At 45.6% G+C, this 13016-nt stretch carries 11 protein-coding genes; 1 reads left to right on the plus strand and 10 read right to left on the minus strand.

The window, feature by feature from the left end:
- Positions 1 to 72: 72 nt before the first annotated feature.
- The 10 genes from hflX to prmB all read right to left on the minus strand — a co-directional run bounded on the left by hflX (position 73) and on the right by prmB (position 12361).
- Positions 73 to 1440, minus strand: coding sequence for a GTPase HflX (gene hflX, locus AB4384_RS17650; RefSeq protein WP_229647704.1), 1368 nt, complete (start codon positions 1438 to 1440; stop codon positions 73 to 75).
- A 269-nt stretch (positions 1441 to 1709) separates the two neighbouring features.
- Positions 1710 to 2822 carry an ABC transporter ATP-binding protein gene (locus AB4384_RS17655; protein WP_017066148.1) on the minus strand — a complete coding sequence of 371 codons (1113 nt, stop codon included), beginning with the start codon at positions 2820 to 2822 and terminating at the stop codon, positions 1710 to 1712.
- A gap of 6 nt (positions 2823 to 2828) precedes the next feature.
- The gene (locus tag AB4384_RS17660) at positions 2829 to 3686 is read right to left on the minus strand and encodes a carbohydrate ABC transporter permease (RefSeq protein WP_009848502.1); all 858 of its coding nucleotides are present in this window, start codon (positions 3684 to 3686) and stop codon (positions 2829 to 2831) included.
- On the minus strand, positions 3683 to 4621 hold the full coding sequence (locus AB4384_RS17665; protein ID WP_372129883.1) for a carbohydrate ABC transporter permease: 939 nt from the start codon (positions 4619 to 4621) through the stop codon (positions 3683 to 3685). The genes AB4384_RS17660 and AB4384_RS17665 overlap by 4 nt, the downstream gene beginning before the upstream one ends.
- Positions 4622 to 4802: 181 nt before the next feature.
- Positions 4803 to 6050, minus strand: coding sequence for an ABC transporter substrate-binding protein (locus tag AB4384_RS17670; protein ID WP_004736057.1), 1248 nt, complete (start codon positions 6048 to 6050; stop codon positions 4803 to 4805).
- Between the two features lie 111 nt (positions 6051 to 6161).
- Positions 6162 to 7607 (minus strand): ATP-binding protein, encoded by a 1446-nt coding sequence (locus tag AB4384_RS17675; protein ID WP_372102702.1) that lies wholly within the window; start codon positions 7605 to 7607, stop codon positions 6162 to 6164.
- 45 nt (positions 7608 to 7652) lie between these two features.
- Positions 7653 to 8381, minus strand: a complete 729-nt coding sequence (locus AB4384_RS17680; RefSeq protein ID WP_017060637.1) for a response regulator — start codon at positions 8379 to 8381, stop codon at positions 7653 to 7655.
- 159 nt (positions 8382 to 8540) lie between these two features.
- On the minus strand, positions 8541 to 9998 hold the full coding sequence (locus AB4384_RS17685; protein WP_065583674.1) for a protein adenylyltransferase SelO: 1458 nt from the start codon (positions 9996 to 9998) through the stop codon (positions 8541 to 8543).
- Positions 9999 to 10533: 535 nt separating this feature from the next.
- Positions 10534 to 11175 (minus strand): LysE family translocator, encoded by a 642-nt coding sequence (locus AB4384_RS17690; RefSeq protein ID WP_017060639.1) that lies wholly within the window; start codon positions 11173 to 11175, stop codon positions 10534 to 10536.
- Between the two features lie 253 nt (positions 11176 to 11428).
- Positions 11429 to 12361: a 50S ribosomal protein L3 N(5)-glutamine methyltransferase gene (gene prmB, locus AB4384_RS17695; RefSeq protein ID WP_372118485.1), complete on the minus strand. Its 933-nt coding sequence runs from the start codon at positions 12359 to 12361 to the stop codon at positions 11429 to 11431.
- A gap of 62 nt (positions 12362 to 12423) precedes the next feature.
- Between prmB and smrB the strand changes: the two genes are divergently transcribed.
- Complete coding sequence (gene smrB, locus AB4384_RS17700) at positions 12424 to 12954, plus strand: endonuclease SmrB (RefSeq protein ID WP_017064096.1); 531 nt, start codon at positions 12424 to 12426, stop codon at positions 12952 to 12954.
- Positions 12955 to 13016: the final 62 nt, after the last annotated feature.

Consider the following 13016-nt stretch of genomic DNA (forward strand, 5'->3'; position numbering starts at 1 on the left):
TTCTTAAACGATCGGCATTAACCTTATCGGGTCGCTTTTCTTTTGGTTGTTCTTGCCAGGCTCGCTACAAAATTAAGACTTCTGCATACGCTTTTTCAAGCGCGCTAAATCAATTGCACTTGAGCGTACAGTAAGCTTGATGCATTCGTAGTCGTATTCTTCCTTCACCACACTCATGTTTGAGCGAATCTCACCGATGATGCCTTGTCCAGAATAAGGAATCGTGATCTCTTCTTCGATCATGCCTTGTTCAGCAACACCTACAATGTACTTGTGCAGCTTGGTGATATCTAACGGGTCACGAGTTGACGTTAGCATCGCATCTGGGAATTCTTCGATCAGCTCTAACTGTTCCTCTTCGCTCAATCTATCGCACTTGTTCAGTACTAATAGCTTTTCGCTGCCTTCAACGCCCACTTGCGCTAGTACTTCATGTACCACCTCAAGCTGTGCGCGGAATGAAACGTCAGAAGCATCAACCACATAAAGCAGCAATGAAGCATCATGCGCTTCTGCTAGCGTTGAGTGGAATGAGGCAACAAGATCGTGTGGCAGTTTCTTGATGAAACCCACTGTATCCGAAACCAGAATACGCGGCTGAGTAATTGGTTGAAGCGCACGCACCGTGGTATCTAAGGTCGCGAATAGCTTGTCTTCACCACTCACTTCTGTTGCGGTCATTGCACGCATCATCGAAGATTTACCCGCGTTGGTGTAACCAACTAGAGCAACAGTGAAAAGCTCCGAACGCTGAGTGCGTCGGTTCTTCATTTCGTCTTGTACGCTAACCAGCTCACGCTTAAGTGCAGCAATTTGGTCACGTACTTTACGGCGGTCTAGCTCTAGTGAAGTTTCACCTGCACCCTGACCCATTTGACGCTCTTTATCACCGTCGGCCGTCTCACGCAGTCGAGGTACTAGGTAGTTTAGTCGAGCGATTTCAACTTGCAGACGTGCGGTACGAGTACGAGCATGACGGCTGAAGATCTCAATGATGATACCAGTACGGTCAAACACCTCGACACCCAAGTGAGCTTCTACATTACGCAGTTGAGATGGGCTCAAATCACAGTCGAATACCACTACGTCAGCAGTACCAAACTCCACGTCTTCAGATGGAAGATCATCAAAATCTAACTCATCGATACCAGCACGAAAATCAAAAGACTCATCGATAAAATCTTCATCTTCGGCTTCTTCAATCGAACCTTGGTAACCGGTTAAGTGTGCAATTTCTGCAAGCTTACCTGCGCCCAACACGTTTTGTCGTTGTGTTGAACTGTGGTGCTGTGATTGTGTACCGACCACTTTAAACCCTAGGGTTGTTACTAAGCGAGCAAGTTCGGCAAGAGACTCTTTTGCTTCGTCACCTTTGAAGTCCGGTGTCGTAATAGAAATAAGTAAAGCGTTACTAGCTGAGGGTTTTGCTGTTAGTTTCATGTATTCTTCTGTTTATGCACTAATGTGCAACCTAGTATTTGGTCTAAAGTAGCGCGATCCTACGCTGTTCTCGGTCAGCTTTATAGAGCTAACGGAGGCTAATTAGCGATATTATTGCAGTTAATCCATTTATCTCGTTTATCCCTCTGTTTTCGTGAGGAAATAAAACAGGCTAAAACACAAAAAAGACAGCATCACGTTACTTATTATAAGTTAGTGATACTGCCTTTGTTTAAGCTTAGACTCTCATTGAGCTACTGTCTCAAAAACTAAAAATCAATTCTCGCTTCAGTCTGAGCATCAAAGAATACCGCCTTTGATAAATCAAAATGCAGCGGCGCCATTTGCCCAACTGACACTTCAAATTCTGGCGACAAGCGACATGCCACTTCTTGGTCGTTCACTTTCACCATCGCAATCGTATCTGGCCCTGTTGGTTCTAGCACTTCTAACTGCAAGTCTAGCTTGGTCGTTGCCGACACATCTTCACTTTCCTGCTCGGTAATATGTTCAGGGCGCAGGCCAATCACCACTTCTTTGCCATCTTGCTCACGCATGCTTTGTGGTAATCGAATGTGGTGCTCTTGCTCAGCTGTACCCGTTACTTTGATGATCGGATTCTGCTCATCATCCAAATCCACCATGGTCTTAATGAAGTTCATAGATGGTGAACCCATAAAGCCCGCCACGAACATGTTATTTGGCTTGGTGTAGATCTCTTGCGGCGTACCGAGTTGCTGCAGTTCACCATCTTTCATCACCGCAATACGGTCAGCCAAGGTCATCGCCTCGATTTGGTCATGGGTCACGTAGACAATGGTGGTGTTCAGCTTTTGGTGCAGACGTTTGATCTGGTGTCGCATCTCGACACGTAGCTTGGCATCCAAGTTAGAAAGCGGCTCATCGAACAGATACAGCTTAGGACGACGCGCCAAAGCGCGCCCCATAGCGACACGTTGACGCTGACCACCAGATAGCTGCGATGGTTTACGATCAAGCAGTTGCTCGATTTGCAGCATTTCAGCGACACGATTCACCTCTGCATCGATCTCGTCCTGTGGCATCTTACGAATCTTTAAACCGAAGGCGATATTGCCGCGTACCGTCATGTTTGGGTAAAGTGCGTACGACTGGAATACCATCGCGATGTCGCGGTCTTTAGGTTCAACCTGGGCCACGTCAACACCATCAATCACGATTTCACCCGAGCTAATATTTTCTAGCCCAGCAATGGTGTTCATTAGGGTGGATTTTCCACACCCCGAAGGGCCGACAAGTATCAAGAACTCCCCCGAATCGATACTGATGTCGATGCCCTTTAACGTTTCGTTGTCCGCGTTGCGATAGGTTTTACGGATCTGTTTTAAATCTAATGTTGCCATGGGTAATTATCCTTTTACTGATCCTGCCGTTAGGCCACGAACAAAATATTTTCCTGCGAAGACATACACCAACAGCGTTGGCAGCGCGGCGATGATCGCGGCAGCCATATCAACGTTGTATTCTTTAACGCCCGTGCTGGTGTTGACTAAGTTATTTAATGCTACGGTGATTGGCTGAGTCTCTGAGCCGGAATACACCACCCCGAACAAGAAATCGTTCCAGATTGCGGTGAACTGCCAGATCACCGTCACCATGATGATAGGCGTAGAGATCGGTAATAAGATCTTGAAGAAAATGGTAAAGAAGCCTGCACCATCCAGTTTTGCTGCTTTGATCAATTCATCCGGAATCGAGATGTAGAAGTTACGGAAAAACAGAGTTGTAAACGCCATGCCGTAGATAACGTGCACAATCACCAAGCCGATGGTTGTGTTCGCTAGCCCCATCTTGCCGAGCATGGTTGCCATTGGTAGTAGCACCACTTGGAACGGAATGAAGCAACCAAACAACAGTAAGCTGAAGAACAGATTCGAGCCTCTGAATTGCCATTTCGTCACTACATAACCATTGAATGCACCGAGCAATGTTGAAATCGCAACCGCAGGAATCACCATTTGGAACGAGTTCCAGAAGTAGCCTTTGATGCCTTCACATTTCACGCCCGTACAGGCGGTGTCCCACGCTTTATACCAAGCATCAAACACCCACTCTTTCGGTAAGCTCATCAAGTTACCTGCCTTGATGTCTGGCAGAGTTTTGAATGAGGTCAGCGCCATGACAAACAATGGCATTAGATACACCAAGCAGAAGAAAAGCAGTGCTGAATAAATAAAGATTCGAGCAAAATTGATGTTATTCATCATGACTTTTTCTCCCTAAGTTCAGAGTAAAGATAAGGCACGAGAATCGCTAAGATACCAGCAAGCATCATCATGGCACTGGCAGCACCAAGGCCGATTTGTCCACGCGTAAATGAGTGTGCGTACATGAATAGCGCAGGAAGATCCGATGAATAACCTGGGCCACCCGCTGTCATCGCGGTCACAAGGTCGAAACTCTTAATCGCAATGTGTGAGGTGATGATCACCGCGCTGAAAACCACAGGGCGCAAGCAAGGTAGAATGATTTTCAGATAAATAGTGGGTAAGCTTGCCCCATCAATTTGAGCCGCTTTGATGATTGAAGAATCAATGCCACGAAGGCCGGCTAAGAACATCGCCATCACGAAGCCTGACGACTGCCAAAGTGCTGCGATAACCAAGGTATAGACCGACATTTCAGAGTCGACTAACCAATCGAATTTGAAGTCGGTAAAGCCCCAATCTTGCATCAGTTTTTCAATGCCAAGCCCCGGATTGAGAATCCATTTCCAAGCCGTACCCGTCACGATGAATGACAACGCCATTGGGTAGAGATAGATAGTACGAATCGCGCCTTCTTGACGGATGTTCTGGTCAAGTAATACCGCTAAACCAACACCTAGCAAGATAGCAATCGCCATGAATAGAAAACCAAACACACCGAGGTTGGTGATAGAGGTGATCCAACGATCGTTATCCATCAGCTTTTCATATTGGGTTAAACCAACGAAGTTGAAGCTCGGAAGAAATCGAGAGTTGGTGAACGACAGTGCGGCCGTCCAAAATATATAACCGTAGATACACACCACGGTCACTAACGCAGTTGGCGCCAGCACAATTTTAGGTAACCAATGTTGCAACCTGTCAGCAAAACTCGGTTTCGGTGCAGGCTGGCTCCTTGTGGGTTTTGGAGTCGACTGAGTCAAAACATGCTCCATAACTTATCCTTGTTGCACAATCGAGCCAATGGCTTACCTTTCGGCACCACATCAGCATCACGCATATTAGAATTGGGAGTGAAGAGCAGATAGGCTCCCTACGAGCCTACCCACCCTGGGGGTTTGGTAAAGCAACACAACCCGTCACTCACGTGCGTTGTGTGTCGCTTATCAAGTTATATTAGATAGCCGCTTTCACAGCTTTCGCTAACTTAGCCGCCGCTTGTTTTGGATCGGCATCTTTTTCGTTGAAGAAGTTGGTTACCACGTCGTAAATCGCGCCTTGAGCGTAGCTTGTTGTCGCTAGGCCGTGAGCCATACTCGGAACAAGATCGCCAGATTCAGCACTCGCTTTGAAGGTTGCCATTGAGTCCAACGCACATTGGTCAAACTTAGACATATCCATATCTAGACGTACAGGGATAGAACCTTTGTTAAGGTTGAAGACTTCTTGGAAATCTTTAGTAAGAATGGTTTTCGCTAGGTCTTGCTGCGCTTTTTGGTTCTCTTTGTCACTTAACTCAAAGAACGCAAAGCTATCGATGTTGAAGGTAAATTGGCCGTCAGTACCTGGAGCTGGTGCACAGATGTAATCTTTACCCGGCACTTTGCCTGCCGCAGTAAACTCACCTTTCGCCCAATCGCCCATGATTTGCATCGCGGCTTCGCCATTGATAACCATTGAAGTTGCGACGTTCCAATCACGACCTGGAGAGTTGCTGTCGATGTAGTCACGCATCTTTTTGAACTTGGTGAACACTTCCACCATCTTGTCGCCAGATAATACGTCCATATCAAGATCAACGAACGCTTTGTTGTAATCTTCACTGCCTAGAACATCAAGAGCCACCGCTTCGAATACGGTTGCGTCTTGCCAAGGTTGACCACCGTGAGCCAGTGGAATGAAGCCAGCCGCTTTAATCTTGTCTGCAGCAACAAAGAACTCATCTAACGTAGTTGGAACCGTCACGCCTGATTTTTCTAAAACAACAGGGTTAGCCCAAAGCCAGTTAACACGGTGAACGTTGACAGGAACTGCCACATATTCGCCATCCCACTTCATCACTTTAGTCACTACTTCTGGTAGTAGTTCATCCCATTGTTCCTGTTTAGCAGTCGCATCGAGAGACGTTAGAAAACCTAAACCACCCCACTCCTGAATATCATGACCTTTAATCTGCGCGGCAGATGGAGGATTGCCCGATACTGCTCGAGTTTTCAAAACAGTCATCGCACTTTCACCGCCGCCGCCAGCAACAGCAAAATCTTTCCAAGTATGGCCTTGTTCTTCAATCATCTCTTTCAGTACCGCTGCGGATTTCGCTTCGCCACCGGCAGTCCACCAGTGAAGCACTTCCACTTCACCAGCTTGAGAAAATGTTGAGGCAGCAAGAAGAGATAGAGTAAGTAGGGTTTTATTGATTTTCATTATTATCTTCCATGTTTTAGCGGACTCGACGTCCGGTTCAATAAAGAGTCTACTTATTCTGATTGATAAGATTGAAACAAAAGGTAAGCCCTATGTAACACAATTGTTACATTACACTTCTAAGCCTGTTGGGATATAGACTTTGGCTTCTAAGCCGCCTTGAGAGGAGTTGCGAATAATGAGATCTCCGCCGTGTCCGTGCAGGATATTTCGGCAGATCCCGAGGCCAAGTCCGTGTCCTTGGTCATCCGTTGCTAACCTAAAGTAAGGTTCAAAAACTAACTCTAGCTTGTCTTCTGGAATACCGAGACCACGGTCTTGAATGGTCACGACCACCCAAAGATCATCACCGCTGATTTCAACAACTGCTGAGGAACCATACTTAACCGCGTTGTCGATTAAGTTGGTGAGTACACGCTTTATCGCCAGTGGTTTAGCGACCAATGGCTCAATGACGACCGGCTCGAACTCAACCTTTGTCTGATACTGGTTATGAGATTCAATCACTGCAAGTACCATTTCGTTGAGGTCAATAATGGCATTATTCTCGTGTAGATCGGTGTCTCTTACCGCTTGCAAAGCACCTTTAACCATCATCTCAAGCTCATCGAGATCTTTGTTGAATTTGTCTTTCTTTACTTCACTCTCCAACAACTCTGCACGCAATCTAAGCCGTGTTATTGGTGTCTTTAAATCATGTGAGATTGCAGAGAAAAGGTGCTCACGGTCGGCAACATAGCGACGAATCCGTTGCTGCATTCGATTAAACGCTCGGGTCGCCGTCACCAGCTCAGTAGCCCCCTCTTCGTTAAGTGGCGGCTGCTGAATATCCATACTCATCTCATTGGCCGCTCTTGCTAATTTTTTAAGAGGGCGTACTTGCCGACGAATCATCAAGTAAGTCAAAACCAAAAGAATGAGGGTCGAGGAAACTAAGAAGATCACCTGCTCTCTGCCGAGAATCGTATCGTCGAGTTTGACGTAAGGCGCAGGCAACAACGCGGCGATATACACCCATTCATGACTGGCTAATTCTATCTGAACAACCAGAATAGGAGGGTTAAGAGGTTCTAAGGTTAAAGTATGATGTGCCCACGATCGTGGGAGATCGCTCAAGTAGATGTCATTTTTAAGCAAACGAAGATGTTCAGGGCGAGAGAAATCAACCCGCACTGATTCGACTTTATTGAGCTTGCTACTCAAAACACTTTCTATCGCTTCAATCGAGGCGGTTTTTAAACGGGTATCAGGGATCGGTTCGACAATCAACGCCTCTTTATTGAAAGAAACGAAGAAGCGCGTACCGCCCATATTGCGGATTTGATCCAACACGATATGGCGATATTTAACGGGCAGAGACTGGAAGAAAGTCACCGTCGAGGCAAACATATTGGCCATGCTTGAAGAGGCAGAACGAATCCCCTCCAGTTCTTTGTGTTTGGATTCGCTATACCAAATAGACGTTGCGATACCTTGAGCTATCACCACAGCTAACAAGGTCAGTAACAATGTTCTGGCAACCAAAGAGTTTGGCTTTAACCGACTCAACCCGTTCATAGGAAATACTTCATTGCCGAGGTGCTCATTAACATCACTTGATTATCAGTGTTCATACTGAACAGGCACAGCGAGGATATAGCCATTACCGCGCATGGTTTTGATGTAGTGAGGATACTTGCCACTGTCGCCCAATCGGCTTCTCAGACGACTAAGCTGCACATCAATGCCTCGCTCAAAAGGCAACGCTTCACGGCCTCTGGTCGCGAATGAGATAGTGTCACGGTCGAGAACTTCGTTAGGGCGAGTTAAGAACAACATCAACAGAGAAAAATCACTGCCCGACAAATCCATCTCTTCCGAGTTTTCATTGTGGGAAATTCGATGCGCTAACGTATCAAGCGTCCAATCACCAAAAACAATCTGTTTTGGCAATGCATCACTTGTCTTGTCATCCACCACTTGAACGCGGCGCAACAACGCTTTGATACGCGCCATTAACTGACGAGGGCTAAACGGCTTGGCAATGTAATCATCAGCACCAATTTCTAAGCCGATAATTTGGTCGGTTTCATCCGATACGGCAGTCAGCATGATGATAGGCACATTCGATTGCTTACGGACGCGTTGACACAAGGTAAAACCATCGTCACCGGGTAGCATCACATCAAGCAGAATCAGATCTGGATAACCTTGGTTTTGCAGATGAGCTTCTAGTTCAACACCATCTCCCACAGAAGAAACATCGAAACCAGATTTTGTGAGGTACTCTTCCAGCAGCTCGCGGATTTCTTGATCATCATCCACCACGAGAATTCGAGTATTTGTTGGCATCGCCCAAACCTATTAAATTTACAACTTATTCACATAGTGTATAGGCTGGCCGATTGTTTGATTATTGACATGTTTGTAAAGTTAGAAGAACAAACAGATAAAGATCACAACTTAGTGACCTCTATCTGAATCTTTAGGGCTTAATCCGCTATTGGTTGGTTATGAAGAGCAGCTGATCTCCATGGCTTTACCCCACTCAGGAGGTAGAGCCGCAAGGTATTCATAATCCGGGTGTTCCGCATAAGGGTCTGCCAGTACCACCATCAAAGCGTCAATATCGCTGCTATCACCGCGCTCTGCTTTGTCTATCGCTAGCTGAGCTAGGTAGTTTCTGAGGATGTATTTCGGGTTTACCTGTCTCATATTTTCGCAGCGCTCGACCACTGAGCTATCTTCCAATTCGCAGCGTTGTAAGTAGTTATCTACCCACAGTTTTGCTGCCTCTCGATCAATTATCAGATCAATCACTTCTTGTGGCGACAAGGTGTCTAGGTTCGATAGCGTTCTAAAGAACCTTGGGTAGTCGACTTTGTTTTGCGACATCAGCTCGAACATAGATTCAAACAAACGACTGTCGCCTTCTTGTTTCGAAAGTAGCCCCAACTTACGACGCATCATCTGACTAAAGTAACCGTTCATTTGCGGTTCGTACTGCTCTAAAGCCGCCTCTAAGTCGGCCTTATCCACCAGCGGAGAAAGTGAGTGAGCCAGTGCCGACAGGTTCCAAAGCCCTATTCTTGGCTGCTGGTTAAAAGCATAACGACCTTGGTAATCCGAGTGATTACAGATCAATCTTGGGTCATATTCATCAAGAAACGCGAACGGACCATAATCGAAAGTTTGCCCGATGATCGACATGTTATCGGTGTTCATCACGCCATGAGCAAAACCATTCGCTTGCCACAACGCAATCATCTCCGCGGTACGGTCAACAATCTGATTAAACATAGCAGCGTAGGGTTTCTCTTCATCGAGACACTCAGGGAAGTGCCATTCAATGACTTTATCGGCCAGCAACTTATGCTCAGCCAACTGATTGGTATAAAACAGATGTTCAAAGTGACCGAAACGGATGTGTGATTCGGCAGCACGCACCAACAATGCGCCCCACTCTTGCTTCTCTCGATATACCGGTGTGTCGCTGGTCATCATAGCCAACGCGCGAGTGGTTGGGATATTGAGCCCTGCCATCGCTTCGCTACATAAGTACTCACGAACGGTTGATCGAATAACAGCGCGTCCATCGCCCATACGTGAATAGGGCGTTTTACCGGCACCTTTAAGGTGTAAATCGAACGTTTCGCCACTTTTCGCGACAATTTGAGCTAATAACAGCCCTCTTCCATCACCTAAATCCGGGTTATAAGAACCAAACTGGTGGCCTGCGTATTTCATTGCTACAGGCGAAAACTGCTCAGGTTCAACATTGCCAGATAACGTTTCAAGCAATTCCTCGGAAGCATCATCAAATGACAAAAAACCGAGTTCATCCGCAAGCTTATGGTTCCATGCGAGCCATTGGACATTGCTGAGCGGCGTAGGTTGAATTGGGGTATAGAACAGTCGAGGTAATGCAGTAAATCGATTGTTAAATGAAATAGAATCCCAGACAGACATGAGAGATACACTGTAGATAAAAGATAACTTAAGATTATCACAGTTTCGTAACAACTTCAGAAGTGCGATGGCGCTTGTTTATAGAGGTAAGGTGATAAACCATTCCACAAGAAGAAAGTGGTGACTAGGAGTAAATTACTGGGGGATGCTTGCTAGAAGAAGATGACTAAGAAAAAGTTAAGTGGCTAGCCTGATGAGAAAAGCCACATTTATAAGAGAAAGAGTTCTGACTTTGAAGACTTTTTAACAAGTGATTTCATAATAAAAACTAAAACTATAGAGCCATGAAGCTGACTACATTAGAGCAAGAATACCTACTAGAGAAAGGGTAGAGAAAATCCAAGTACGACTGATTACGCCAAAGTTACTGTGTTGAATCATTTCTTGATGCTGCATATGTCTCTCCTTGAGAACGTGATGGTGTAACTACAATATATCGGCTTTTCGCCAAAAGCAGCAAGCACATTAATATTAACCTTTTATGACAGCATCAAGAATATTCTGTAACCATTCACCTCTCTGATAAAACAGAAAGTTATGCTCGACTGGTCGTCGAAAGCAGTGCGCCAGCCCCAATAAAGACACCTCCAGTGACACGATTAAAGACCTTGGCTCGACCTTTCGCAAACAACCAATTTGACGACTTCGCCCCCAAGTAGGCATACACCAATAACCAAGACAATTCCATCACTGCGAAGGTAAAAGCAAACACGGTAAACTGTGGTAATAGCGCAATTGAGGGATCAATAAACTGTGGGAAAAGTGCAGTAAAAAACAAGATAGCTTTGGGGTTACTCGCGCCAACAATAAAGCCACTTAAGTAATGCTGCGCAGCGCTTTCTTTGACAGATTGAGCACCGCCTTGTTGATCCGATAACTTGTCATAATCTTGTTGGCTAGAGCGCAGAGACTTCCAACCGAGGAAGATCAGATAAGCTGCACCAGTCCATTTTATGACATTAAATACCACTTCAGACGAAGCAATAATTACCCCTAGCCCGGTAAACGATAAAGTTAAAATACCAGTAATCGCAGTTAAGCTCCCCAAGGCAGTAAATATCGATAATTTAAAGCCAGATTGCACACCTTTGGTCATGCACAATAAAGAACTTGGGCCTGGTGATGCCGTTAAAATTAGCACCGCTAATAAATAATAAATCCATGTATCAAAGCTCATCGTGAATCCTCCTTAACTCACTAAAACGACTAAATATTAAACACCAATATGTAATAAGCCCTCATATTAATCAACTAAATATTGCGCTTAACGTCTTCGATATAAATGCAAACATCTTTAATCTAGGCAATAAAAAACGCCATGCATTGCTGCATGGCGTTTAAATAAAAACGTTTCAAATCGAACGTCTTACTAGATGTCAGGTTCTAAGCTTACAGCCCTAAGATAGGGGCACTAACCTAATAATTGAAACCTAGTCTTTGTAGATAGAGAACTCATCAGCGCAAGCAACAAGCTGCTCACGAGTGATCATGAATACGCCATGACCACCGTTAGAGAATTCAATCCAAGTGAATGGAATCTCTGGGTACTGATCCATCATATGAACCATTGAGTTACCAACTTCACAGATAAGAATACCGTCGTCAGTTAGGTAGTCTGGTGCATTAGCTAAGATGCGACGAACCAATTTCAGACCGTCTGTACCCGCTGCTAGGCCAAGTTCTGGCTCGTGAGTAAACTCATCTGGCAGGCTGTTCATATCTTCTTCGTCCACGTAAGGTGGGTTAGATACGATCAGGTTGTATTTCTCTTTTGGCAAATCACGGAAAAGATCTGAACGGATTGGGAACACTTGCTGCTCCATGCCGTGATCTTGAACGTTCTGCTCTGCAACTTGCAATGCGTCAGTAGAGATATCAATCGCATCTACTTCAGCGTCTGGGAATGCGTGAGCACAAGCAATAGCGATACAACCACTACCCGTACACATATCCATGATGCGAGTTGGCTCTTCAGTTAACCAAGGTTGGAATTGAGCTTCGATCAGCTCACCAATTGGAGAACGAGGCACAAGAACGCGCTCATCAACGAAGAACTCAAGACCACAGAACCAAGCTTTGTTGGTTAGGTAAGCCGTTGGTGTACGATCATTAATACGCTTGATTACGCGCTCAACAATACGTAGACGTTCGCTGCTCGTTAGACGAGAGCTCATCACATGCGAAGGAACATCAATCGGCAGATAAAGAGTAGGTAAGATAAGTTGTACTGCCTCATCCCACGCGTTATCAGTGCCGTGACCATAAAATAGGCCCGCTGCGTTAAAGCGGCTAACAGTCCAACGAATCACATCTTGAAGCGTGTGTAGTTCTGATACCGCTTCTTCTACAAAAATCTTATCCAAAATTGTCTCCGAAAAGCGCTACAATACTGCTAATTACGTTTCTAATTAGAATTCATAACCTGATGAGCAAAAAAGACACCGACTTCGATGACGATTTCGCCCTGTTCAACGATGCAGTAAAGGGCGTTAAAAAGTTGCAACAGGATACCATAGTCCAGCAGCCAAAAAGAAATGCCAAGCAAAAAGAAATTACTCGAACGGCAAGACAAGCGAGTGATAGCGAGTTTTATTTCTCGGATGAGTTCATTCCGCATCTTAGCGAAGACGGTCCGACGCGTTATGCGCGTGATGATGTCTCTAAATATGAGGTCAAGCGCCTCCGTCGTGGTGTCTACGTGCCTGACGTGTATCTCGATATGCATGGTATGACTCAACAAGAAGCCAAACGTGAGCTTGGCGCGATGATTGCGCACTGCGTGAAAGAGAGCGTGGCGTGTGCCTGTGTTCAACACGGTATCGGTAAACACATCCTTAAACAGAAGGTGCCTTTGTGGTTAGCACAGCACCCAGACGTGATGGCTTTCCACCAAGCGCCGTTAGAGTTTGGCGGCAATGGCGCGCTGTTAGTCTTGCTTTCGGTTCCTGAGAAGTAATTCTGGTTAACAAACTCTCTCTCACCAAAAAACAACAAAGGGCATCCCAATCATATTGAGAT

Source organism: Vibrio sp. 10N.261.51.A4, from assembly GCF_041471945.1.
Lineage (GTDB): Bacteria > Pseudomonadota > Gammaproteobacteria > Enterobacterales > Vibrionaceae > Vibrio > Vibrio crassostreae_C.

Bases quoted from the DNA above. Each gene is read 5' to 3' on its own strand.
- hflX (WP_229647704.1), bottom strand. From the start codon at position 1,440: ATGAAACTAACAGCAAAACCCTCAGCTAGTAACGCTTTACTTATTTCT.
- AB4384_RS17655 (WP_017066148.1), bottom strand. From the start codon at position 2,822: ATGGCAACATTAGATTTAAAACAGATCCGTAAAACCTATCGCAACGCG.
- AB4384_RS17660 (WP_009848502.1), bottom strand. From the start codon at position 3,686: ATGATGAATAACATCAATTTTGCTCGAATCTTTATTTATTCAGCACTG.
- AB4384_RS17665 (WP_372129883.1), bottom strand. From the start codon at position 4,621: ATGGAGCATGTTTTGACTCAGTCGACTCCAAAACCCACAAGGAGCCAG.
- AB4384_RS17670 (WP_004736057.1), bottom strand. From the start codon at position 6,050: ATGAAAATCAATAAAACCCTACTTACTCTATCTCTTCTTGCTGCCTCA.
- AB4384_RS17675 (WP_372102702.1), bottom strand. From the start codon at position 7,607: ATGAACGGGTTGAGTCGGTTAAAGCCAAACTCTTTGGTTGCCAGAACA.
- AB4384_RS17680 (WP_017060637.1), bottom strand. From the start codon at position 8,381: ATGCCAACAAATACTCGAATTCTCGTGGTGGATGATGATCAAGAAATC.
- AB4384_RS17685 (WP_065583674.1), bottom strand. From the start codon at position 9,998: ATGTCTGTCTGGGATTCTATTTCATTTAACAATCGATTTACTGCATTA.
- AB4384_RS17690 (WP_017060639.1), bottom strand. From the start codon at position 11,175: ATGAGCTTTGATACATGGATTTATTATTTATTAGCGGTGCTAATTTTA.
- smrB (WP_017064096.1), top strand. From the start codon at position 12,424: ATGAGCAAAAAAGACACCGACTTCGATGACGATTTCGCCCTGTTCAAC.